We start from the raw sequence: 22,790 nt of genomic DNA, 5'->3' as shown, positions 1-22,790 counted from the left end.
CCCCGCTCTGCTAGTGTCGCGCCGTTCTGAATGCCACCGAGACAGTCGCCATGGCCCGCAAAAAAGCCTCCCTCGATTTCGAGCAATCCCTCGCAGACCTGCAAGCACTGGTCGAGCGCCTGGAGAACGGCGAGTTGTCGCTGGAAGAGTCGCTGGCCGCCTTCGAGCAAGGCATCGCCCTGACCCGTGATTGCCAGGGCGCCCTGGCCCAGGCCGAACAGAAGGTGCAGATCCTGCTGGAACGCGATGGCGAACTGGCTGCCCAGCCCTTCGACGCGGAGCCGGAAGCATGATCGGCACCTACCAGGCCAGCTGCCAGGCACGGGTCGACGCCGCCCTCGAACCGTTGTTCGTCGCCCCGACCAAGGAGCTCGCACGCCTTTACGCCGCCATGCGCTACAGCGTGATGAACGGTGGCAAACGCGTCCGCCCGCTGCTGGCCTACGCGGCCTGCGAAGCCTTGGGCGCCCCGGCCGAACAGGCCAACGGCGCAGCCTGTGCGGTGGAACTGATCCACGCCTACTCGCTGGTGCATGACGACCTGCCGGCCATGGACGACGACGACCTGCGCCGCGGCCAGCCGACCACCCACAAAGCCTTCGACGAAGCCTGCGCGATCCTCGCCGGCGACGGTTTGCAGAGCCTGGCCTTCAGCGCCCTGCTCGACCCGCGCCTGAGCCCGCAGGCCGACAGCATTCGCCTGGCCATGGTCCAGGCCCTGGCCAAGGCGGCCGGCCCGGCAGGCATGGTCGGTGGCCAGGCCATCGACCTGGGCTCGGTGGGCCTGAAGCTGGACCAGCAGGCGCTGGAGTTCATGCACCGGCACAAGACCGGTGCGCTGATCGAAGCCAGCGTGCGCCTCGGTGCCCTGGCCAGCGCCCGCGCCGAACAGGCGCAACTGGATGCCCTGCAGACCTACGCGCAAGCCATCGGCCTGGCGTTTCAGGTGCAGGACGACATCCTTGATGTGGAAAGCGACACCGCCACCCTGGGCAAACGCCAGGGGGCTGATATCGCCCGTGACAAACCGACCTACCCTGCGCTGCTGGGCCTGGAAGCGGCCAAGGCCTATGCAATCGAACTGCGCGACCAGGCGCTGGTCGCACTGAGTGGGTTCGGCGACAAGGCCGAGCCGCTGCGGGCGCTGGCACGCTACATCGTCGAACGCCGCAATTAAGCAACGACACCAATCCCTGTAGGAGCGGGTTTACCCGCGAATGCGATGTTGAGTTTACCGCCGCATTCGCGGGTAAACCCGCTCCCACAGGGGCCGCGTAACCCGTGGTTGAATGGGCAGTATTTCCTACAATGGGGTAAACTGCCGCCTCTTCACACACCTATAACGACTCGCCTGATGCCCACGACGTTTCAAGAGATCCCCCGCGAACGCCCGGTCACGCCGTTGCTCGACCGCGCTGACACGCCTGCCGGCCTGCGCCGGCTGGCCGAAGCCGACCTGGAGACCCTGGCCGACGAACTGCGCCAGGAACTGCTCTACACCGTGGGTCAGACCGGTGGGCATTTTGGTGCCGGCCTGGGCGTCATCGAGCTGACCATCGCCCTGCACTACGTCTTCGACACCCCCGACGACCGGCTGGTGTGGGACGTGGGTCACCAGGCCTACCCGCACAAGATCCTCACCGGGCGCCGTAACCGCATGCTCAGCCTGCGCCAGAAGGACGGCATCGCCGCCTTCCCGCGCCGCAGCGAGAGCGAGTACGACACCTTCGGCGTCGGCCACTCCAGCACCTCGATCAGCGCCGCGCTGGGCATGGCCATTGCCGCCCGCCTGCAGAACAGCGCTCGCAAGTCGATCGCGGTGATCGGCGACGGCGCACTGACCGCCGGCATGGCCTTCGAGGCGTTGAACCACGCCCAAGAAGTCAACGCCGACATGCTGGTGATCCTCAACGACAACGACATGTCGATTTCGCGCAATGTCGGTGGCCTGTCCAACTACCTGGCCAAGATCCTCTCCAGCCGCACCTACGCGAGCATGCGCGAAGGCAGCAAGAAAGTGCTGTCGCGCCTGCCGGGCGCCTGGGAAATCGCCCGCCGCACCGAAGAGTACGCCAAAGGCATGCTGGTGCCGGGCACCCTGTTCGAAGAACTGGGCTGGAACTACATTGGCCCGATCGACGGCCACGACCTGCCGACCATGATCGCCACCCTGCGCAACATGCGTGACCTCAAGGGCCCGCAATTCCTGCACGTGGTGACCAAGAAGGGCAAGGGCTTCGCCCCGGCCGAGCTCGACCCGATCGGCTACCACGCCATCACCAAGCTGGAGCCGGCCGACAAGCCCGCCGCACCGAAGAAAGCCAGCGGCCCGAAATACTCTGCGGTGTTCGGCCAGTGGCTGTGCGACATGGCCGCCGCCGACAACCGCCTGGTGGGCATTACCCCGGCAATGAAGGAAGGCTCCGACCTGGTCGATTTCAGCGAGCGCTACCCGGAGCGTTACTTCGATGTGGCCATCGCCGAGCAGCATGCCGTGACCCTGGCGGCCGGCATGGCCTGCGAGGGTAGCAAGCCGGTGGTGGCGATCTACTCCACCTTCCTGCAGCGCGCCTACGACCAGCTGATCCACGACGTGGCAGTACAGAACCTCGACGTGCTGTTCGCCATCGACCGCGCCGGCCTGGTCGGCGAAGACGGCCCGACCCACGCGGGCAGCTACGACCTGTCGTACCTGCGCTGCATCCCGGGCATGCTGGTGATGACCCCAAGCGACGAAAACGAGCTGCGCAAGATGCTCAGCACCGGCCACCTGTACAACGGCCCGGCGGCTGTGCGCTACCCACGTGGCACCGGCCCGAACGCGCCGATCAGCGGTGACCTGCAGCCGCTGGAAATCGGCAAGGGCGTGGTCCGTCGCCAGGGCGAGAAAGTCGCCTTGCTGGTGTTCGGCGTGCAACTGGCCGAGGCCATGCAGGTAGCTGAGCAGATCAACGCTACCGTGGTCGACATGCGTTTCGTCAAACCGCTGGACGAGGCACTGGTGCTGGAGCTGGCCGCAAGCCATGAGCTACTGGTGACCATCGAAGAGAACGCCATCATGGGCGGTGCCGGTGCGGCTGTTGGTGAGTTCCTGGCCAGCCAGGCGATCGTGAAACCGCTGCTGCACCTGGGGTTGCCGGACATCTATGTCGAGCACGCCAAACCTGCGCAGATGCTGGCTGAGTGTGGGCTGGATGCGGCCGGGATCGAGGCTTCGGTGAAGGCTCGGATGGCCAGGCTCGGGTTGTAATCCCTGGGGCCGCTTTGCGGCCCTTTCGCGACACAAGGCCGCTCCCACAAAGGTCGTGCAAGCAGTCCCTGTGGGAGCGGCCTTGCGTCGCGATCGAGGGCGCAGCCCTCGCAAAAGCTCACTTGGACGTTGGCGCTTTAGCCTCGAGCAGCGCACACAAGCGCGCCGTAGCTTCGATCATCTGCCCACTGGGCCGCTCCAGGCCTTTGTCGGGCACCACCAGCAAACGATCATCGGCAACCGCACGCAATTGCGGCCAGGCCTTCCAGCTCGCCAGCTGCGCTTCATCACCCGCCAGAATGACCTGCGGGTTGCGCAGCAGCACAGATTCCACATTGACCTGCGGCGCCGGCTGGGTGAGATCGGCGAAGACGTTACGCGCCCCGCACACGGCCAGGGCATCGCTGACCACCTGCCGGCCACCGAGCGTATACAGCGGTCGGTCCCATACCTGGTAGAACACCTGCAAAGGCTCGTCACGTCGATACTGCTGGCGCAGCTGCCGCAGCCGGTCACGCAGGGCCTGGGCATACCGATGGCCTTGGTCGGCACGGCCGATACGCCCGGCGATGGCTTCGATCTGCTCGATCAGCTGGTCGATATCATGGGGTTCGGCGCTGAAGGTGGCGATGCCCAGGCGCTTGAGCTGGTCGCGTTGGGCCGGTGGCACGCTGCCCGGCCACAGCAGCAACAGGTCGGGGCGCAGGCTGAGCAGGCGCTCCAGGTCCAGTTGCCCCTGGCGCCCCACCGAGGGCAACCCGCGCAGCGCCGCCGGCCGTTCGCCACCGTCGAGCACACCTACCAGCAGATCATCGGCCTGCAGTTCGAGCATGATCTCGCTCATCGATGGGGCCAGGCTGACCACCCGCAGGGGTTCACCGGCCAGTGCGGAGCAGGCGAACAGCGCCAGCAGGCCGGGCAGCAGGCGCATCAGCCGAGCTGGCGGGGAATGCGATAGAGGTACAGCACCACCACGGAGGACAACGCCAGCAGGATCTGCGGCACCACCTCCAGGCCGACCAGCACCGACAGGGCGGCGACCCAGGCCGGGAAGCAGGCATACAGCATGGCCAGGCGCCGCACCCGCGCCAGTTCGATCCAGGCGGCTGGCTCTTCGCCAGTGCCGAGCACCTTGGAGGTGGCAATGAGGGCGTGCTTGTAGGCACCGAAGCGCGGCAAGCTAAGGAACATGGTCGCCGCGCCGGCAATGAACAGTGGCATGGCCAGCACCGAGGCCAGCGCATCACCGCCACCGAAGGCCCAGGCCATCACCGGCAGCGGCACCAGGCCCACCGCCAGGTACTGCCACCAGGCCAGCGCCAGGCGCCGCTTGACCTCGGCGCGGGTCACGCCTGGGGCACCTCGCCCTGGTGCTCGTTACCCAGCATGTGGCCCAGCTTGCCGGCCTTGGTCGCCAGGTAGTAGCGGTTGTGCGGGTTGTGCCCGGTGTGCAGCGGTACGCGCTCGGCGACAACGATGTTCATGTCGGTCAGGGCTTTGACCTTGCGCGGGTTGTTGGTCATCAGGCGCAGCGACTTCACGCCCAGGTGCTCCAGCATCGGCAGGCACATGGCGTAGTCGCGCTGATCGGCGGCGAAGCCCAGGCGCTCGTTGGCCTCGACAGTGTCGGCGCCACCATCCTGCAACTCGTAGGCGCGAATCTTGTTCAGCAGGCCGATGCCACGGCCTTCCTGGCGCAGGTACAGCAGCACGCCACGGCCTTCACGGGCGATGGCTTGCAGCGCGGCTTCCAACTGCGAGCCGCAGTCGCAGCGCTGGCTGAACAGGGCATCGCCGGTCAGGCACTCGGAGTGCAGGCGCCCCAGCACCGGCTGGCCGTCCGCGATGTCACCCAGGCTGAGCACCACATGCTCACGGCCAGTGGCTTCGTCAAGGAAGCCATGCATGGTGAAGGTCGCGAAGGGAGTCGGGAGTTTAGAGGCGGCAACAAAGACGACGGGCACGTTGTGCTCCTGGAATAAGTTGAAAATTTCTCGTGGGCCGATTGTATCAGCAGGTTGGGGGATGTGGGCTGGCTGAATACCGTGGCTTAAGATCGAAAAGTTCGATGCTTAGCAGAGGTCTGTACTCAATCCTGTGGGAGCCCATGAAACGGGTTGTTCAATGCGGTTTGCTGTCCGGACTGAACGGATAAGGCTGCTGCCAGCGCTGGAAAATCGCCTTCAGCTCGCCACTGCGCACCAGTTCGGCCATGCGCTTGTCGAACAGGTCGCGCAGGGCCCGGGCCTGGTCGTTGCGGGCAAAGGCCAGGTACAGCGGCAGGTCGACTACGTGGGTGCGGCGGAAGCGCTCGGGTTGGGAGGTCTGGCCGAGCACGTAGTCGACCTCGGTCAGGGCGTCGATGTAGAAGTCCACACGGTCATGCTCGAGCATCGGCAAGATGCCCTCACGACGCTGGACTTCACGGAACTCGTGCACGTTCGGCAGGTAGCTGCCGTAGTCGTAGCCACGCACCCAGGCCAGGCGGTACTTGCCCACGCTCTCCAGGGTAGGCACGGGCTTGCTGGCCAGCCCCAGGGCGTAGATATGGTCCATGTCGAAGTGCCAGCGCGGGTACAGGTTGTCGTCGTTCTCTTCCTTGTACGAGCCTACCCAGGCATCAGCCTCGCCACGCTTCACCAGTCCGATGGCACGGCTGTAGGGCGCGCTCTGGATCACCACCTTGACCCCGGCCGGCTCGAACACCTTGCGCAGCACGTCCCAGGCCACCCCGGTCCCGTCGGCGTTGGTGTAGTCGAGCCACTCCTCGCTGACCAGGTGGACCTGCTTCGGCACACCCTCGGCAGCCGCCGCCCAAGGGGCAAGGCTCAGCAGCATTGCCAGCAGCATCGCCCTCATGGCCATTTACGCACTCCCTGTATCAGGCAACCGCCCACACCAGAACCTGCATGCCCAACCAGGCAAACACGCCGGCCAGGATATCGTCGAGCATGATCCCGACGCCCCCATGCACATGGCGGTCGACCCAGCGGATCGGCCACGGTTTGAGGATGTCGAAGAAGCGGAACATCAGGAACCCCGCCAGCAGCCATTGCCAGCCTTCCGGCACCAGCCAGAGGGTTATCCACATGCCGACGATCTCGTCCCAGACAATGCCTTCGTGGTCATGCACGCGCAAATCATTGGCGACCTTGCCACAGAGCCAGAAACCGAACAGCATGCTCACGCCCAGCAACAGCCAGTAGCCCCAGTCGGGCAGCATCTGCCACAGCGGGATGAACGGTATGGCCACCAGCGAGCCCCAGGTGCCCGGCGCCTTGGGCAAGGTACCGGAGCCGAAGCCGAAGGCGATGAAGTGCCACGGGTTGCGCCAGACCGAAGGCGGAACGAACTCCGCAGGCACCTGGTTGGGGTGATCGGTCACGGTGTCTCCCTAAAATGTTGATAGCCGCGTTGCCGCGGGGTGATGTCCTGGCCCTGCCGGTCGCGCAGGCTGACCCCCTGCCCTTCGAGCACCCGCCCGATGACGTGGAATGCCGCCAGGCCTTGTGCCTGCAGGGATGAAAGCTCGCCTGGCGGCAAGGTGAACGCCAGCACATAGTCGTCGCCACCAGTCAGCGCCGCCTGTACGGCCGCCTCGGCGCCGAGGAAACCCTGCAAGGCGGATGACACCGGCACCTGCTCCAGGCTCACCTCGAGCGCCACGCGGGAGGCCTTGGCGATATGCCCGCAGTCGGCCAGCAGGCCGTCGGAAATATCCAGTGCCGAGGTGGCACGCCCGCGCAGCAGCTGGCCCAGGGCGAACTGCGGCGACGGCGACCAGTAATGGTCGAGCAACGGTTGCGCCAGCGCGGCATCGGCCTGGCGCTGGCCCAGTACCAGTGGCAAGGCCCCTGCCGCGTTACCCAGCTCCCCCCCCACGCACAGCAGGTCGCCCGGGCGAGCGCCGTCACGGCGCAACGCCTGCCCCGCCGGCACCCGGCCGAACACGGTCATGGTGATGCTCAGGGGACCACGGGTGGTGTCGCCACCGATCAGGCTCAGTTGGCAATGGCCGGCCATGCGGTTCAGGCCGCTGGCGTAGGCTTGCAGCCAGTCGGCGCTGACCTCGGGCAAGGTCAGGGCAAGGGTGAAACCGATGGGGGTAGCGCCCATGGCCGCCAGGTCGCTGGCCGCCACGGCCAGCGAGCGCTGGCCGAGCAACCACGGGTCGCACACAGCCGGAAAATGCACCCCGGCGACCAGGGTGTCAGTAGACACCGCCAGTTGCTCGCCGGCGGGAAGGCTCAGCAGGGCGCAGTCGTCGCCGATGCCCAGGGCCACACCTTCACCGCCCTGCGCACAAGGCGCGGCGGCGAAGTAATGGCTGATCAGCTCGAACTCACCCATGGTCCGCAAGCGCCAGGATCAGCGCTTGTTCGCCTTGACTTCTGCTTCGCGCAGGTTCGGGGCCAGCTTGTCCAGTACGCCGTTGACGAACTTGTGGCCGTCGGTGGCACCGAAGACCTTGGCCAGCTCGACACCTTCGTTGATCACCACGCGGTACGGTACGTCGACGCGCTTGATGAACTCCCAGGTGGACAGACGCAGCACGGCCAGCTCGACCGGGTCGAGCTCTTCCAGTGCCAGGTCCAGGCATGGCTTCAGGGCGCTGTCGATTTCGCTCTTGATCGCCGGGACCCCGTGCAGGATCTCGCGGAAATAAGCGCCGTCGACATCGGAGAAATCGTTATCGACCCGGAACTGCGCTTCGATCTCGTTCAGCGAATGCTGCGCCATGTGCCACTGGTACAGCGCCTGGGTCGCGAGCTTGCGGGCTTCGCGGCGCTTGGCGCTCTTCGAGGGCTTGCCGGCATCCGCAGGTTTTGGATCGCGCGGGTTGAAACGATCGCTTTCGTCGCTAATCACTTGGCCTCCAACTGCGCCAGCAGGCTGACCATTTCCAGAGCGGACAGGGCAGCTTCAGCACCTTTGTTGCCGGCCTTGGTGCCGGAACGCTCGATGGCTTGCTCGATGGAGTCGACGGTCAGTACGCCGAAGGCCACCGGAACACCGAACTCCATGGACACCTGGGCCAGGCCCTTGGTGCATTCGCCCGCCACGTATTCGAAGTGCGGGGTACCGCCACGAATCACCGCGCCCAGGGCGATGATCGCGTCGTAGGCGCCTTGCTGGGCGACCTTCTGTGCCACCAGCGGGATTTCGAATGCACCCGGGGCACGGATGATGGTGATGTCGCTTTCGCTGACACCGTGGCGTACCAGGGCATCAACGGCACCGCTTACCAGGCTTTCGACGACGAAGCTGTTGAAGCGGCCAACCACCAAAGCATAGCGACCTTTGGGGGCGATGAAGGTACCTTCGATGGTCTTCAGGGTCATTCCGATATTCTCATCTTCAAGAGCGAGGCCGCATGCTGGCGGCCTCGACAGGGGTATGGACTCGAGCTGGAGGGCGTCACTGCCGCCTCAAGTCACTCGGAGGGCACGTATTCTACAACTTCCAGATCGAATCCGGATATCGCGTTGAACTTCATCGGCGAACTCATCAGGCGCATCTTGCGCACGCCGAGGTCACGCAGGATCTGCGAACCGGCACCCACGGTGCTGTAGGTGGTCGGTGCCTTGGCCGGTGCATCGCCGGCGCTTTCGCGGATGTGCGCCAGCAGCACGTCGCCGTCCAGCGGGTGGCCCAGCAGCAATACCACGCCGCTGCCGGCCTCGGCCACGGCGGCCATGGCCGCGCGCAGGCTCCAGCGGCCCGGTTGCTTGACCAGCAGCAGGTCGCGCAGCGGGTCCATGTTGTGCACGCGCACCAGGGTCGGCTCTTCGGCGCAGATCTTGCCCAGGGTCAGGGCCATGTGCACGTCGCCTTCCACCGCGTCGCGGTAGGTGACCAGGTTGAACTCGCCCAGCTCGCTCTCCACCGGTTGCTCGGAGACGCGCTGCACGGTGCGCTCGTGGATCATGCGGTAGTGGATCAGGTCGGCGATGGTGCCGATCTTCAGGCCGTGCTCGGCGGCGAACACTTCCAGCTCGGCACGGCGCGACATGGTGCCGTCGTCGTTCATCACTTCGCAGATCACGCCGCTCGGCTCGAACCCGGCCATGCGCGCCAGGTCGCAGGCGGCTTCGGTGTGGCCGGCACGGGCCAGGGTACCGCCAGGCTGGGCCATCAGCGGGAAGATGTGGCCAGGGCTGACGATGTCTTCGGCCTTGGCATCCTTGGCGGCGGCCGCCTGCACGGTGCGCGCGCGGTCAGCGGCGGAGATGCCGGTGGTGACACCTTCGGCGGCTTCGATCGACACGGTGAACTTGGTGCCGAAGCCCGAGCCGTTGCGCGGCGCCATCAGCGGCAACTTCAGCGTTTCGCAACGCTCGCGGGTCATCGGCATGCAGATCAGGCCACGGGCATGCTTGGCCATGAAGTTGATGTGCTCGGGCAGGCAGCACTCGGCTGCCATGATGATGTCGCCTTCGTTTTCGCGGTCTTCGTCATCCATGAGGATGACCATTTTGCCCTGGCGGATGTCTTCGACCAGTTCTTCGATGCTGTTGAGCGCCACGCGGCACCCCCTTCTCAATCAGGATTTCAAGAAGCCGTTGGCGGCCAGGAAGCTTTCGGTAATGCCACTGCCCTTGCTCGGTTCGGCGGCCTTGTCACCCAGCAGCAAACGCTCCAGGTAACGGGCCAGCAGGTCGACCTCAAGGTTCACCCGACGCCCTGCACGGTAGTCGGCCATGATGGTTTCGGACAGGGTGTGCGGGACAATGGTCAGCTCGAACTCGGCGCCATTGACCTCGTTGACCGTCAGGCTGGTGCCGTCGACGGTGATCGAACCCTTGTGGGCGATGTACTTGGCCAGCTCCTTCGGTGCACGCACGCGGAACTGGATGGCGCGGGCGTTATCGCTGCGCGAGATGATTTCGCCGACCCCGTCGACGTGGCCGCTGACCAGGTGCCCGCCCAGCCGGGTGGTGGGGGTCAGGGCTTTTTCCAGGTTGACCTTGCTGCCACTCTTGAGGTCGATGAAGGCGGTGCGCTTGAGGGTTTCGACACTGACGTCGGCCCAGAAGCCGTCACCCGGCAATTCGACGGCGGTCAGGCACACGCCGTTGACGGCGATGCTGTCGCCGAGCTTGACGTCACCCAGGTCGAGCTTGCCGGTTTCGACGTAGACGCGCACGTCGCCACCCTTGGGGGTCAGGCTGCGGATGGTGCCGATGGATTCGATGATGCCGGTGAACATGGGGTCTTCCTCAAAAACGGTTTGCGCGGGGCAAGCCTGGCATTATACGCCGGGCGCCGGCAGGGGGATGGCCGTGACCCGCCAGTCATCGCCCACTGCGCGCATTTCGGTAATTTTCAGTCGCGGCGCTTCGCTCATCCTGTCCAGTGGCCAGTCCAGCAGCGGGCGGGCCCGGGAACCGAGGAAGGTGCCGGCGACGAACAACTGGTACTCGTCGACCAGGCCTTGCCGGGCAAAGGCGCCGGCCAGGCCGGCACCGGCTTCCAGCAGGATTTCGTTGACGCCACGGGCCGCCAGGGCCTGCAGCAGCGCCGGCAGGTCTACCTGCCCATTGTCGCCCGGCAGGCTGAGCAGTTCGTGGCCGGCAGCGGCATAGCGCGGGTCATCTGCGACAGCGGTCACCACCAGGGCCGGGCCGGCCTGGAAGAATGGTGCATCCAGCGGCACGCGCAGGCGGCCATCGACCAGCACGCGCAGCGGTGTGCGGCTGAGTGCCAGTGCGGTGGTTTCGGCATCCAGGCCCAGTTCGGCACCACGTACGGTCATCCGCGCGTTATCGGCCAACACGCTGGCGGCGCTGGTCAGCACCACGCTGGAACGGGCGCGCAGGCGCTGCACCGCCGAGCGGGCGGCCGGGCCGGTGATCCACTGGCTTTCGCCACTGGCCATGGCGGTGCGGCCATCCAGGCTCATGGCCAGCTTGGCGCGAACGAACGGCAGGCCATGTTCCATGCGCTTGAGGAAACCGGGGTTGAGTGCCCGGGCCTCGGCCTCGAGCACGCCGCTGGCCACTTCGATGCCGGCCTCGGCCAGGCGCCGCAGGCCCTGCCCCGCCACTTGCGGGTTAGGGTCCTGCATGGCGGCCACCACCCGCGCCACGCCGGCCTTGACCAGCGCTTCGGCGCATGGCGGCGTGCGGCCATGGTGGCTGCAGGGCTCAAGGGTGACATAGGCACAGGCGCCACGAGCACGCTCACCGGCCTGGCGCAGGGCATGCACCTCGGCATGCGGCTCGCCGGCGCGCACATGCCAGCCTTCGCCAACCACCTCGCCATCGCGCACGATCACGCAGCCTACACGCGGGTTCGGGTGGGTGGTGTACAGGCCCTTGCGCGCCAGCTCCAGCGCGCGGGCCATGTAGTGGGCGTCGAGGATGGCAGCTTGGCTGGGCATGTTCACTCTTTAGCCGGCTCGCGGGCCAGGCGGTCGATTTCTTCGCGGAACTCGTCGAGGTCCTGGAAGCGCCGGTAAACCGAGGCAAAACGGATATAGGCCACTTCGTCGAGCTTGCGCAGCTCGGCCATGACCATTTCACCCACCACCAGCGATTTGACTTCGCGCTCACCGGTGGCACGCAGGCGGCTCTTGATATGCGCCAACGCCGCTTCCAGGCGCTCGACGCTGACCGGGCGCTTTTCCAGTGCCCGCTGCATGCCGGCACGCAGCTTATCTTCGTCGAAGGGTTGGCGCGTGCCGTCCTGCTTGATCAGCCGGGGCAGCACCAGCTCAGCGGTTTCGAAGGTGGTGAAGCGCTCACCGCAGGCGACGCATTCGCGGCGGCGGCGCACCTGCTCGCCCTCGGCGACGAGGCGAGAGTCGATGACCTTGGTGTCGTTGGCACCGCAAAAGGGACAGTGCATGGTGGCAGGCAACAAAAAAAGGGAGGGCCATGGTAGCGCATCCCACTGGCAAGACAAGCCAAAGGGGTTAACATCCATGGGAAATCTGCCCGTGAAGGACTACCCCATGCACTACCGAGCGCTCGTCGTGCTGTGCTGCGCCGCCCTGCTCGCCGCCTGCGGCAGCGACAGGCCAAAGCCCGACACCCCTCCGGCCCCCACGCCCGCCCGCGCGGCCAAGCCGGCCGAAGTACTGGGCCCGCTGCCGGCCTACCAGCGCGAGCTGAGCGGCACCTTGCTGGAGATCCCGGCCGGTGCCGACGTGGAGCTGGCCTTGCTGGTCATCGACGAACGCGACCGCCCACAACGCCTGCTGGCCAGCAGCAACCTGACCGGCACTGGCCAGGCCCTGCCCTACCACTTGCGCTTCAACCCCGAGGCCTTCCCCGCCGGTGCCCGGGTCGAGCTGCGTGGCCGCGCCAGCCGCTCCGGCCAGCTGATCATGCACCTGCCGCCGGTGCGCATTACCCAGGCCCAGACCCAGGCCATCGGCCCGCTGCGTTTCGAGAAGGCGCCGTAAGTGGCGCCGCTAGCCCTGCAACAGGCCCTCAGCGGCCTGATCGGCGAAGCGCGCCTGGTCATCAGCGAACTGCCCGGCTGCGACCTGAAGCTGTGGCTGATCGACGACCAGAACATGGACCGTGCCTTCAGCAGCGAGGAGACCCGGCGCATTCTTGAAGACCCGCCCTACTGGAGCTTCTGCTGGGCCAGCGGCCTGGCCATGGCGCGCTACCTGGCCGAGCGCCCGGAGTGGGTAGCCGGCAAGCGCGTGCTGGACTTTGGCGCCGGCTCCGGTATCGCCGGCATTGCCGCCGCCCGCGCCGGTGCGCTGGAAGTGGTGGCCTGTGACCTCGACCCGCTGGCCCTCGATGCTTGCCGCGCGAACGCCGCGCTGAACGGGGTAGAACTGGGTTACAGCCATGACTTCTTCGCCGAAGACGACCGCTTCGACCTGATCCTGGTTGCCGATGTGCTGTACGACCGCGCCAACCTGCCGCTGCTGGATGCCTTCCTCGGGCGCGGGCGCCAGGCGCTGGTGGCCGACTCGCGGGTACGCGACTTCAGCCACCCGCTGTACCAGCCGTTGGGCGTGCTGGAAGCGCTGACCCTGCCGGACCTGGCCGAGCCGCACGAATTCCGCCGGGTCAGCCTGTACCACGCCAGTCGCGACACCTTATAGTGGTGCAATTCACCAGTTTGCGAGAGTCGCGATGACCCAAGACACGCCTTACATTTTCGACGCCACCGATGCCACCTTCCAGCAACTGGTAATCGAGAACTCCTTCCACAAGCCGGTGCTGGTGGACTTCTGGGCCGAGTGGTGTGCGCCGTGCAAGGCACTGATGCCACTGCTGGCGAAGATCGCCGAGGGTTACCAGGGCGAGCTGCTGCTGGCCAAGATCAACTGCGACGTGGAGCAACAGGTGGTTGCCCAGTTCGGCATCCGCAGCCTGCCGACCGTGGTGCTGTTCAAGGACGGTCAACCGGTGGACGGCTTTGCCGGTGCACAGCCGGAGTCGGCGATCCGCGCCATGCTCGAACCGCACGTGCAACTGCCTGCCGCGCCCGTTGCTTCGCCGCTGGAACAAGCCAAGGCGCTGTTTGCCGAAAGCCGTTTTGCCGAGGCCGAAGCGCTGCTGCAGGCGCTGCTGGGTGAGGACAACAGCAATGCCGAGGCGCTGATCCTGTACGCCCGCTGCCTGGCCGAGCGCGGGGAGTTGGGTGAAGCCCAGGTGGTGCTGGATGCGGTCAAGACCGACGAGCACAAGGCTGCGTTGGCCGGGGCCAAGGCTCAGCTGACCTTCCTGCGCCAGGCCGCCAGCCTGCCAGAAGTGGCCGACCTGAAAAGCCGACTGGCGCAGAACCCGCAGGATGACGAGGCGGCCTATCAGCTGAGCATCCAGCAACTGGCTCGCCAGCAGTATGAGGCGGCGCTGGAGGGGTTGCTGAAGCTGTTCCAGCGTAACCGTGGTTATGAGAACGGGTTGCCGCAAAAGGCGTTGCTGCAAGTGTTCGAGTTGCTGGGTGGGGATCACCCGCTGGTCAGCGTGTATCGTCGCAAGTTGTCGGCGGCGATGTTCTGACCTGAAGTTTTCTGCGAGGGCACGCCCGCTCCCACAGGGTACGCACTGTACTCACTGTGGTAGCGGGCATGCCCGCGAATGAGGCCAGCACAGGCAATAGAGATCTATCCCACCCAGTGATACACCGGCGCGTCCACGCCGCTTTCCACCTTCACATCACTGCTGTGCCGCAACCGCACCAACAGCCGTTTACCCGCCGCCGTACTCCCCGCCAGCCCCTCCAACCGATCCAGCAACTCCGGCCCGCTCATCTGCCCTGCCAGGCGCAACACCTCACGAGCCGCAGTCCATTGCCCATCATCCTGACGAGTTGTCGCCAAGGGTTCCGCTGCTGCGGTCTGCGCCACCGCAGGCAATTCGATCTGCCGCCCCAGTTGCACCCACTCTTCCGGCGCCAGCTCGATGGTCAGATCCACAGGCCAATCACCAATCTGTCCACGAATTCTCATGCTGCATACCTTGAACCCAAGTCAATGCCACCATGCTACCCCAACATGAAACCTGAGCCACGCAGACTGGCAGCACGCGGAAAAGTTGTTATAACATAACCCAATCTTCCCGCCCGCTCCGGAGTCGTCCATGCGTCGCCTGTTGCTCGCCCTGCCCATCGCCTTGCTACCCCTGGCCCATGCCCACGCTGATGACCATGATCATGACCACGCCCATGGCACCCTCGGTGCCCACGAGCATGGCGTGGCCAAGCTCAACGCAGTGCTCGATGGCAACACCCTGGAGCTGGAGCTGGACAGCCCGGCCATGAACCTGGTCGGCTTCGAACACGCCGCCAACAGCGACGCCGACAAGGCCAAGGTCGCGGCGGTGCGCCAGCAGCTCGAGCAACCACTGAAGCTGTTCGGCCTGCCCGCTGCCGCCGGCTGCAAGGAAGACCAGCAGGAACTGGAAAGCCCGCTGTTCGGTGACGCCCCGAAAACCGACGACGACGGTGACGAGCACGAGCACGAGCACGAGCACAGCCACCCGCACAGCGACATCGGCGCCCACTACCAGCTGACCTGCGCCAACCCAGACAAACTGCTACAGGTGGACCTCGCGCCGCTGTTCAAGGCCTTCCCGGCCACCCAGAAAATCAACGTGCAACTGATCGGCCCCAATGGCCAGAAAGGTGTGGAAACCACGCCGGCCAAGGCCGCGGTCGCGTTCTGAATGCGCCAGCCGTTGATCGAACTGCATGACCTGGTGTTCGCCTGGCCAGGCCAGCCCGCGCTGCTGGACATTCCGGCATTTCGCCTGGAGGCTGGCGAGGCCCTGTTTCTCAAGGGCCCCAGCGGCAGTGGCAAGACCACGTTGCTGGGCCTGCTGGGCGGGGTGAACGTGCCGGGCCAGGGCCGTATCCAGTTGCTCGGCCAGGACCTCGGCTGCCTGGGCCAAGGCGCCCGTGACCGATTCCGGGTCGACCACACCGGTTACATCTTCCAGCAGTTCAACCTGCTGCCGTTCCTCTCGGTACGCGAAAACGTCGAGCTGCCCTGCCGTTTCTCGCGCAGCCGCAAAGCCCGCGCCGAGCAGCGCCATGGCAGCGTCGACCAGGCGGCCAGCACGCTGCTGGCCCACCTGGGGCTGGGCGACCCCGCCCTGCTCGCCCGCCGCGCCGACAGCCTGTCGATCGGCCAGCAACAACGGGTTGCCGCCGCCCGCGCACTGATCGGCCAGCCCGAACTGGTGATCGCCGACGAACCAACCTCGGCGCTGGATACCGACGCCCGCGAAGCGTTCATCCGCCTGCTGTTCGATGAATGCCGCGCCGCCGGTGCCAGCCTGCTGTTCGTCAGCCACGACCAGAGCCTGGCGCCGCTGTTCGACCGCCACCTGTCGCTGGTCGAACTCAACCGTGCCGCCAAGCCCCGGGAGGCCTGATGTACCTGCTCCGCCTTGCCCTGGCCAGCCTGGCCAACCGCCGTTTCACCGCATTCCTCACCGCCTTTGCCATTGCCCTGTCGGTGTGCCTGCTGCTGGCCGTGGAACGGGTCCGTACCGAGGCCCGGGCCAGCTTCGCCAGCACCATCAGCGGTACCGACCTGATCGTCGGTGCCCGCTCCGGCTCGGTGAACCTGCTGCTGTACTCGGTATTCCGTATCGGCAACGCCACCAACAACATCCGCTGGGACAGCTATGAGCACTACGCCAAGGACCCGCGGGTAAAATGGGCCATCCCCATCTCGCTGGGCGACTCGCACCGCGGTTATCGGGTGATGGGCACTACCGGCGACTACTTCAGCCATTACCAGTACGGTCGCCGCCAGCACCTGGAATTGAGCCAGGGTCGCGCGTTTGCCGATGATCCGTTCGAGGTGGTGCTCGGTGCCGAAGTGGCCGAGGCGTTGCACTACAAGCTGGGCGACAAGCTGGTGCTGGCACATGGCGTCGCCGCGATCAGCCTGGTCAAGCACGATGACAAGCCATTCACCGTGGTCGGTGTGCTCAAGCGCACCGGCACGCCGGTCGACCGCACGCTGCATATCAGCCTGGGCGGCATGGAGGCCATCCACGTCGACTGGCACAACGGCGTGCCGGCCCGCGGCGCCGGGCGTATCAGCGCCGAGCAGGCACGGAGCATGGACCTGCAACCTGCCGCCATTACTGCATTCATGCTCGGCCTGAACAGCAAGATCGCGACATTCAGCCTGCAGCGGGAGATCAATGAATACCGCAGCGAGCCGTTGCTGGCGATCCTGCCCGGGGTAGCCCTGCAGGAGCTGTGGAGCCTGATGGGCACTGCGGAACAGGCGTTGTTCGTGGTTTCGCTGTTCGTGGTGCTGACCGGCCTGATCGGCATGCTCACGGCGATTCTCACCAGCCTCAACGAACGCCGCCGGGAGATGGCGATACTGCGCTCGGTTGGCGCCAGGCCATGGCATATCGCAGGGCTGCTGGTGCTGGAGGCGCTGTCGCTGGCGGCGGTCGGGATCGGCGCCGGGCTTGGCTTGCTGTATGCGGGTATCGCGCTGGCCCAGGGGTATGTACAGGCCAACTATGGTTTGTATTTGCCGCTGGCCATGCCAAGCGCTCATGAATGGATGTTGCTGGCTATTATCCTGGGGGCTGCTCTGCTGATGGGCAGCGTGCCGGCGTGGCGGGCCTATCGGCAGTCGCTGGCCGATGGCTTGTCCATTCACCTCTGAGGGCGTGCAATGATCCAGTACCTCACTGCCTTCTTCGCGGGCATGCCCGCTCCCACAGGGTTCGCCGCAGGCTTGGAACCGTGTGAAGAACCTGTGGGAGCGGGCGCGCCCGCGAAAAGGCCAGCACTGCACACGCTGCTGATCCTGCTGCTGACAGTAGCGATGCCTCTGTGGGCCTCGGAACCCCGCGAACTGGACTGGCCCGCCCTTATCCCCGAAGGCGCCCCGGTCATCCCGCCCCAACTCGCGCCGCTGCACGACATGTCGCAGCTCAGCAACGCCCTGTCCGCCGAATCCGCCCCACCGGCGCGCCAGCAGGCCCCCGCCGCCCCGGTGGTGAAAAGCCTCGATGGCCAGCAGATCAAACTACCCGGCTACATCGTGCCGCTGGAAGTGAGCGAAGAAGGCCGCACCACCGAATTCCTGCTGGTCCCCTACTACGGCGCGTGCATCCACGTGCCACCACCGCCCTCGAACCAGATCGTGCACATTTTCAGCGAGATGGGCGTGCGCATCGAAGACCTCTACCAACCCTACTGGATCGAGGGAAAGCTGCAGGTTAGAGCATCCAGCAGCGAACTGGCCGACGCTGGATACCAGATGGAAGCCGAGAAAATATACGCTTACGAGCTGAAGTGAGATCTGTTTCGAATTCGTGAAGACGCTTCTTTGAGCTGGGTCAAACTTTCTGTTTAACCGCATCCGTACCATTGGACTACTCGATTACTCACGTCCTTTGGGAGCTTCCATGAACAAGTCCTTGCTCAGCGCCGCCCTCGCGGCCCTGGCGCTCGCTGCCCCTGTCGCCCACGCCCACCAGGCAGGCGATGTCATCGTCCGTGCCGGTGCCATCACCACCGCTCCCAACGAAAGCAGCGGCGACCTGAAATTCGACGGCAACAAAGTCTCGGGCACCAAGGCGACCCTGGACAGCGACACCCAGCTGGGCCTGACCTTCGCCTACATGCTCACCGACCACATCGGCCTGGAACTGCTGGCAGCCACCCCGTTCAAGCACACCGTCGGCGTCAAAGGCCTGGGCGGCGGCCTGGACGGCAAGCTGGCCGACATCAAGCAACTGCCACCGACCCTGTCGCTGCAGTACTACCCGATGGAGCCGACTTCCAGGTTCCAGCCGTATGCCGGCGTCGGCATCAACTACACCCTGTTCTTCGATGAAGACCTCAGTAGTGCACGCAAGCAGCAGGGCTTCAGCAACCTGAAGCTGCAGGACTCGGTCGGCATCGCCGGCCAGCTGGGCATGGACTACATGATTACCGACAATCTGCTGGTCAACGCCTCGGTCTGGTACGTCGACATCGACACCAAGGCCAGCGTCAACGGCCCGTCCGCACTGGGCTACAGCAAGACCAAGGTCGACGTCGAAGTCGACCCGTGGGTGTACATGGTCGGCCTTGGCTACAAGTTCTGACCCGAACACTGCAGGGCGGCTTCGGCCGCCCTCGCTCGTTGCAACCCTAGCCAATACCCCAGCGCGACCGCGCTGATGCCCATCCCAAGCCCACACACCGCTGCCCACCCCCAATGGGCATACACCCAGCTCGCCAGTACCGCCCCAAGCCCACTGCCAAGCGAATAGCAGCACATGTAGGCGCCGATCAACCGGCTGGCCATTGCGCCACGCCCGGCCAGCAACAGGCTCTGGTTGGTGACATGCACCGCCTGCACGGCAAAGTCCAGCATCAGCACACCCAGCCCGAAGGCCAGCAGTGAATGCCCGACGAAAGCCGTAGGCAGCCATGACAGCACCAGCAGAACCAGCGCCAACCCGGTGGTGCGCTCCGCCAACCCCTGGTCGGCCAGGCGACCGGCGCGCGCTGCCGCCAATGTGCCGGCAACACCCGCCAGGCCGAACAGACCGATCTCGGTATGGCTCAGCGCCAATGGCGCGGCACTCAGGGGCATGACCATGGCACTCCACAGCACGCTGAACGCGGCGAAGATCAATACGCCGAACAGCCCACGCTGACGCAGCAACCGATCGTGCTGATACAGCCTGAACTGGGCAACGATCAGCGCCCGGTAGCCAGACCGCAGCGTCACCGGCTGCCCCGTGGGCAGGCTGCGCCATAGCACCAGGGCCAGTAGCATCAGCAGCCCTGCGGCAAACAGGTACACGCTGCGCCAGCCGGCCAGGTCGGCAAGCCCGCCCGAGACCAGACGCGCCAGCAGAATGCCCAGCACCACGCCGCTGGTGATGCTGCCCACGGCCTGCCCTTGCTGCCCGGGGGCGGCAAGGCTCGCTGCATGCGCCACCATCACCTGCACCATGACCGCCATCAGCCCGGTGATGGCCAGGGCCAGCAGCAGTAGCGCCCAGGTCGGCGCCATGCCAACACCAACCAGCGCCAGGGTCGAGAACAGCAACTGCCCGAGCAACAGGCGCTTGCGGTCGATCAGGTCCCCCAGCGGCACGATCAGCAACAACCCCAGCGCATAGCCCGCCTGGGTCGCGCCAACTACCCAGCCGATCCGCTGCTGCGCCACGCCCAGGTCGGCGGCCATCGATTCGAGCAAAGGCTGGGCGAAATACACGGTCGCCACGGCCATGGCGCTGGTGGTGGCCAGCAACAGGGTTATCCAGCGTGTCAGCGTAGGGGTCATCGGGCTGGCCTCGTCAATCTGGTTTCGAATTGAAACTACATGCTGGCTATTTAGCAAATGTGGTTTTAACCTGCAACCAGATGATCATGAAAGGCCCCGTCCATGCTCGATGAAAACAATGCGCAATGCCCCGTGGCCCGGGCCCTGGAGGTGCTGGGAGACCGTTGGGCGCTGATGATCCTGCGCGATGCCTTCGATGGCCTGCGGCGCTTCAGTGAATTCCAGAAGAACCTGGGGCTGGCGAAGAACATCCTCGCCTCACGTTTGAAGTGGCTGGTGGAAAGCGGGCTGCTGACGCTGCAGCCTGCGTCGGATGGCAGTGCCTACAAGGAGTATGTGCTGACCGAGAAAGGACGATCGCTGTTCCCGGTGGTGGTTGGCTTGAGGCAGTGGGGGGAGCGGTTTCTGTTCGAGGCAGGTGAAGTGCGTTCGGAGTTGGTGGATGGCGATACCGGGCAGGCGCTGGAAACACTGCAGGTGCGGGCCCGGGATGGGCGGGTGCTGGCGGCCGGGGATTGCCTGCGAAAAGTGGTGCGGCATCGATGATTCCGGGGCCGCTGTGCGGCCCTTTCGCGACGCAAGGCCGCTCCCACATGGACCGGACATGTTTGGCTTTACGCGATCTCTGTAGGAGCGGCCTTGTGTCGCGATAGGGGGCGCAAAGCACCCCCAAGGATTTCAGCCCTTGCCCAGAAGCCGCGCCAGGCCCTCGACAATCGGCGTCGCCTGCGGAAACTCGAACCGCGCCAGCAAACGCTGGTTATCCGCCCGCGAATGGCGAATGTCACCCGAGCGTGCCGGCACATAGCTGACCGCCGGCAAGCTACCCACCACTTTCTCCAGCGCCGCCAGCAGCTGGTTAAGCGACGTGGCCTGGTTGAGGCCGATATTCACCGCGCCCTCTTCGACCTGCGGCTGCTCCAGCGCCTGCACCATCACCTGCACCAGGTCGCCCACGTAGAGGAAGTCCCGGGTCTGCTCGCCATCGCCGAACACCGTAATCGGCAAACCCTGCACAGCACGCTCGGAGAAGATGCTGATCACCCCGGAATACGGCGAAGACGGGTCCTGGCGCGGCCCGAAGATATTGAAGAAGCGGAACACCACAGGCTCCAGGCCATGCTGGCGACGGTAGAAGTCCAGGTACTGCTCACTGGCCAGCTTGTCCACGGCATAGGGGGTCAGCGGCGCCTTGGGGGTGTCTTCGGCAATCGACTCGCCTTCGCCATTGTTGCCGTACACCGCAGCACTGGAGGCGAACAACACCCGGCGCAGGCCATGCACGCGCATGGCTTCGCACACATTGAGGGTGCCGATGAAATTGCTCTGGTGGGTCCGCACCGGGTCCTCGACCGAGGCCTGCACCGAGGCCACCGCCGCCAGGTGCACCACAGCACTGCAACCAGCCGCAACCTGCTTGACCAGCCCGGCATCGGCGACATCGCCTTCAACCAGTTCCAGCCGTGGGTGGCCGACCTGCAGGTTGCCCCGCTGGCCAGTGGAGAAGTCGTCGAGAATGCGTACTGCGTAGCCTTTGTCCAACAACGCATCGCACAGGTGGGAGCCAATGAAGCCGGCACCGCCGGTGATCAGGATGGGGGCGTCAGCCATGGCGGTAGAACCGGTCCAGTAGGGGCGGCAGGCCGGCGCGCCAGGCGCGCGGCTTGATGCCGAAGGTATGAAGGATTTTCTTGCAGGCCAGTACCGCGTGCTGCGGCTCTTCGCTGGCATCCGGGCGCGCGGCATGGGCCTGCGGCGTCGGTGCCTGCACGGCCAGCTGACGGTATTGGCCGGCCTCGGCGAGGATCGCCTGGCCTAGCGCCAGCGGCGTGGTCGCCTCGTTGCCGGCGTAATGGTAGGTGCCCCACAGCGGCGCGCTGCAATCGAGTTGCTTGAGCACCGACAGTATCACCCGGGCGGCGTCGTCGACCGGCGTCGGGTTGCCGCGCCGGTCGTCGGCCAGCAGCAGCTCCTGGGGTTGCTCGGCACGGGTCAGGAAGCGCCCCAGCGACCCATCGATGCTTTCGTCGAGCAGCCAGCCAAAGCGTAGCAGCACGTGTTGCGGGCAAGCCGCGCGCACGCTCTGCTCGATGCGCCACAGGGCCTGGCCACGCAGGCCCAGCGGCACCGGCTCGTCCTTTTCGCTATAGGCCGTGGCCCGCGAACCATCGAACACCCGGTAGCTGGAGGGCTGCACCAGGGTGATCTGGTGGTGCTGGCACAGCTCCGCCAACCGCTCCACCGCCCGCTCCTGTTGAGCCAGGCGTTGCTCGCTGACCGACTCGGCCTGGAACCAGTCGAAGTAATAGGCCAGGTTGACCAGGGCATCGGGGCGATGATCGTCGAGCAGCTGGGTGAGGCTGGCCGGCGTCCAGCCGTTCTCGGGCGGGCGCGGCGCCAGGAATGCGATGTCCTCCTCGGCCCCAAGACGAATCAGCGCTTGCCCGAGGGCATTGCCACCACCCAACAGCATTAGGCGCATACGCATAGAGTCAGCAGATCCGGAGAGGTTGATTGAAGGAAAGGGCTCATTTTGCGGTTTCTGGGCGGGGAAGTCCAACGTGGGCCATAGCCATTGCAAGCCAAACCATTGCAGACTTGGGCCGCCCGGAGGCAAAGGACTGACCTGTTCTGTGTGGAGGTTGCTCCAGGCATCGGGTTTTCTGATGACAACTTCGGCCCTGGAGTCGGCTGGTTGTTCATGCTGGCCTGCGCTGTACCGTTCGTTTCGGCTCTGGTCTCATAAAGCCGCTGCTGGTCAGTATCTGCATCATCATGGCAATCAAACTGCTACTCGATACG

At 65.5% G+C, this 22,790-nt stretch carries 28 protein-coding genes; 12 read left to right on the top strand and 16 right to left on the bottom strand.

Annotation, left to right across the window (positions count from 1 at the left end; translation table 11 throughout):
• The first annotated feature begins 50 nt into the window (after positions 1-50).
• The 3 genes from J5M71_RS13500 (at position 51) to dxs (ending at position 3,250) form a co-directional block, all read left to right on the top strand.
• A complete protein-coding gene (locus tag J5M71_RS13500; protein ID WP_003255380.1) occupies positions 51-293 on the top strand; it encodes an exodeoxyribonuclease VII small subunit in 243 nt (80 codons plus the stop codon).
• The gene (gene ispA / locus J5M71_RS13495; protein ID WP_207832755.1) at positions 290-1,177 is read left to right on the top strand and encodes a (2E,6E)-farnesyl diphosphate synthase; all 888 of its coding nucleotides are present in this window, start codon (positions 290-292) and stop codon (positions 1,175-1,177) included. Before J5M71_RS13500 ends, ispA begins: the two co-directional genes overlap by 4 nt.
• A gap of 177 nt (positions 1,178-1,354) precedes the next feature.
• Positions 1,355-3,250 carry a 1-deoxy-D-xylulose-5-phosphate synthase gene (gene dxs, locus J5M71_RS13490; protein WP_063911072.1) on the top strand — a complete coding sequence of 632 codons (1,896 nt, stop codon included), beginning with the start codon at positions 1,355-1,357 and terminating at the stop codon, positions 3,248-3,250.
• Positions 3,251-3,368: 118 nt separating this feature from the next.
• Here the strand turns inward: dxs and J5M71_RS13485 are convergent, their stop codons facing one another.
• The 12 genes from J5M71_RS13485 to nrdR form a co-directional block, all read right to left on the bottom strand.
• Positions 3,369-4,181, bottom strand: a complete 813-nt coding sequence (locus J5M71_RS13485; RefSeq protein ID WP_207832753.1) for a cobalamin-binding protein — start codon at positions 4,179-4,181, stop codon at positions 3,369-3,371.
• Complete coding sequence (locus J5M71_RS13480) at positions 4,181-4,600, bottom strand: hypothetical protein (protein ID WP_063911070.1); 420 nt, start codon at positions 4,598-4,600, stop codon at positions 4,181-4,183. Before J5M71_RS13480 ends, J5M71_RS13485 begins: the two co-directional genes overlap by 1 nt.
• The gene (gene ribA, locus J5M71_RS13475; protein ID WP_003260612.1) at positions 4,597-5,214 is read right to left on the bottom strand and encodes a GTP cyclohydrolase II; all 618 of its coding nucleotides are present in this window, start codon (positions 5,212-5,214) and stop codon (positions 4,597-4,599) included. Before ribA ends, J5M71_RS13480 begins: the two co-directional genes overlap by 4 nt.
• Before the next feature lie 157 nt (positions 5,215-5,371).
• Complete coding sequence (locus J5M71_RS13470) at positions 5,372-6,115, bottom strand: transporter substrate-binding domain-containing protein (protein WP_207832751.1); 744 nt, start codon at positions 6,113-6,115, stop codon at positions 5,372-5,374.
• Positions 6,116-6,131: 16 nt separating this feature from the next.
• Complete coding sequence (locus J5M71_RS13465; protein WP_004376077.1) at positions 6,132-6,635, bottom strand: phosphatidylglycerophosphatase A; 504 nt, start codon at positions 6,633-6,635, stop codon at positions 6,132-6,134.
• Positions 6,632-7,600: a thiamine-phosphate kinase gene (gene thiL / locus J5M71_RS13460; RefSeq protein WP_207832749.1), complete on the bottom strand. Its 969-nt coding sequence runs from the start codon at positions 7,598-7,600 to the stop codon at positions 6,632-6,634. The genes J5M71_RS13465 and thiL overlap by 4 nt, the downstream gene beginning before the upstream one ends.
• A gap of 18 nt (positions 7,601-7,618) precedes the next feature.
• Positions 7,619-8,119: a transcription antitermination factor NusB gene (gene nusB, locus J5M71_RS13455; RefSeq protein ID WP_013970674.1), complete on the bottom strand. Its 501-nt coding sequence runs from the start codon at positions 8,117-8,119 to the stop codon at positions 7,619-7,621.
• A complete protein-coding gene (gene ribE / locus J5M71_RS13450; RefSeq protein ID WP_003255395.1) occupies positions 8,116-8,592 on the bottom strand; it encodes a 6,7-dimethyl-8-ribityllumazine synthase in 477 nt (158 codons plus the stop codon). The genes nusB and ribE overlap by 4 nt, the downstream gene beginning before the upstream one ends.
• 92 nt (positions 8,593-8,684) lie before the next feature.
• Positions 8,685-9,776 (bottom strand): bifunctional 3,4-dihydroxy-2-butanone-4-phosphate synthase/GTP cyclohydrolase II, encoded by a 1,092-nt coding sequence (gene ribBA, locus J5M71_RS13445; protein WP_016484697.1) that lies wholly within the window; start codon positions 9,774-9,776, stop codon positions 8,685-8,687.
• 18 nt (positions 9,777-9,794) lie between these two features.
• Positions 9,795-10,460: a riboflavin synthase gene (locus tag J5M71_RS13440; protein WP_003255399.1), complete on the bottom strand. Its 666-nt coding sequence runs from the start codon at positions 10,458-10,460 to the stop codon at positions 9,795-9,797.
• Positions 10,461-10,502: 42 nt separating this feature from the next.
• Positions 10,503-11,633: a bifunctional diaminohydroxyphosphoribosylaminopyrimidine deaminase/5-amino-6-(5-phosphoribosylamino)uracil reductase RibD gene (ribD, locus tag J5M71_RS13435; protein ID WP_207832747.1), complete on the bottom strand. Its 1,131-nt coding sequence runs from the start codon at positions 11,631-11,633 to the stop codon at positions 10,503-10,505.
• A 2-nt stretch (positions 11,634-11,635) separates the two neighbouring features.
• A complete protein-coding gene (gene nrdR, locus J5M71_RS13430) occupies positions 11,636-12,100 on the bottom strand; it encodes a transcriptional regulator NrdR (protein ID WP_009685710.1) in 465 nt (154 codons plus the stop codon).
• 106 nt (positions 12,101-12,206) lie between these two features.
• Here nrdR and J5M71_RS13425 point away from each other — a divergent pair, with 106 nt between their 5' ends.
• The 3 genes from J5M71_RS13425 to trxA are packed head-to-tail and all read left to right on the top strand — an operon-like array spanning position 12,207 to position 14,223.
• On the top strand, positions 12,207-12,659 hold the full coding sequence (locus J5M71_RS13425) for a YbaY family lipoprotein (RefSeq protein ID WP_063911066.1): 453 nt from the start codon (positions 12,207-12,209) through the stop codon (positions 12,657-12,659).
• A complete protein-coding gene (locus tag J5M71_RS13420; protein ID WP_207832744.1) occupies positions 12,660-13,319 on the top strand; it encodes a 50S ribosomal protein L11 methyltransferase in 660 nt (219 codons plus the stop codon).
• A 31-nt stretch (positions 13,320-13,350) separates the two neighbouring features.
• Positions 13,351-14,223, top strand: a complete 873-nt coding sequence (gene trxA / locus J5M71_RS13415; RefSeq protein WP_207832743.1) for a thioredoxin — start codon at positions 13,351-13,353, stop codon at positions 14,221-14,223.
• A gap of 104 nt (positions 14,224-14,327) precedes the next feature.
• On the opposite strand, the gene J5M71_RS13410 is transcribed toward trxA, so the two are convergent.
• Positions 14,328-14,672 (bottom strand): hypothetical protein, encoded by a 345-nt coding sequence (locus J5M71_RS13410; RefSeq protein WP_207832742.1) that lies wholly within the window; start codon positions 14,670-14,672, stop codon positions 14,328-14,330.
• A gap of 130 nt (positions 14,673-14,802) precedes the next feature.
• Here J5M71_RS13410 and J5M71_RS13405 point away from each other — a divergent pair, with 130 nt between their 5' ends.
• The 5 genes from J5M71_RS13405 to J5M71_RS13385 all read left to right on the top strand — a co-directional run bounded on the left by J5M71_RS13405 (position 14,803) and on the right by J5M71_RS13385 (position 18,795).
• Positions 14,803-15,387, top strand: coding sequence for a DUF2796 domain-containing protein (locus J5M71_RS13405; RefSeq protein WP_207832741.1), 585 nt, complete (start codon positions 14,803-14,805; stop codon positions 15,385-15,387).
• Positions 15,388-16,098, top strand: a complete 711-nt coding sequence (locus J5M71_RS13400) for an ABC transporter ATP-binding protein (RefSeq protein ID WP_207832740.1) — start codon at positions 15,388-15,390, stop codon at positions 16,096-16,098.
• A complete protein-coding gene (locus tag J5M71_RS13395; RefSeq protein WP_063911060.1) occupies positions 16,098-17,363 on the top strand; it encodes an ABC transporter permease in 1,266 nt (421 codons plus the stop codon). Before J5M71_RS13400 ends, J5M71_RS13395 begins: the two co-directional genes overlap by 1 nt.
• Positions 17,364-17,489: 126 nt before the next feature.
• Positions 17,490-18,002, top strand: coding sequence for a DUF3299 domain-containing protein (locus J5M71_RS13390; RefSeq protein ID WP_207832851.1), 513 nt, complete (start codon positions 17,490-17,492; stop codon positions 18,000-18,002).
• Positions 18,003-18,111: 109 nt separating this feature from the next.
• Positions 18,112-18,795, top strand: a complete 684-nt coding sequence (locus J5M71_RS13385) for an OmpW family outer membrane protein (protein ID WP_063911057.1) — start codon at positions 18,112-18,114, stop codon at positions 18,793-18,795.
• Here J5M71_RS13385 and J5M71_RS13380 read toward each other — a convergent pair.
• Positions 18,783-19,988 (bottom strand): MFS transporter, encoded by a 1,206-nt coding sequence (locus tag J5M71_RS13380; protein WP_207832739.1) that lies wholly within the window; start codon positions 19,986-19,988, stop codon positions 18,783-18,785. The two genes, J5M71_RS13385 and J5M71_RS13380, sit on opposite strands and share 13 nt — an antisense overlap.
• 102 nt (positions 19,989-20,090) lie before the next feature.
• On the opposite strand from J5M71_RS13380, the gene J5M71_RS13375 reads away from it, so the two are divergent.
• Positions 20,091-20,534: a helix-turn-helix domain-containing protein gene (locus J5M71_RS13375; protein WP_207832738.1), complete on the top strand. Its 444-nt coding sequence runs from the start codon at positions 20,091-20,093 to the stop codon at positions 20,532-20,534.
• A 132-nt stretch (positions 20,535-20,666) separates the two neighbouring features.
• On the opposite strand, the gene J5M71_RS13370 is transcribed toward J5M71_RS13375, so the two are convergent.
• Both J5M71_RS13370 and J5M71_RS13365 read right to left on the bottom strand, forming a co-directional pair.
• Entirely contained in the window at positions 20,667-21,599 is a 933-nt protein-coding gene (locus J5M71_RS13370; RefSeq protein ID WP_207832737.1) for an NAD-dependent epimerase/dehydratase family protein, read from the bottom strand.
• Positions 21,592-22,476 carry a sugar nucleotide-binding protein gene (locus tag J5M71_RS13365; RefSeq protein ID WP_196176555.1) on the bottom strand — a complete coding sequence of 295 codons (885 nt, stop codon included), beginning with the start codon at positions 22,474-22,476 and terminating at the stop codon, positions 21,592-21,594. Before J5M71_RS13365 ends, J5M71_RS13370 begins: the two co-directional genes overlap by 8 nt.
• Between the last annotated feature and the right edge of the window lie 314 nt (positions 22,477-22,790).

Source organism: Pseudomonas sp. 43(2021), assembly GCF_017490805.1.
In the GTDB taxonomy this organism is placed as follows: Bacteria; Pseudomonadota; Gammaproteobacteria; order Pseudomonadales; family Pseudomonadaceae; genus Aquipseudomonas.
The sequence above is the reverse complement of the archived record's forward strand: the minus strand, read 5'-3'. Positions and strand labels throughout refer to the sequence as shown.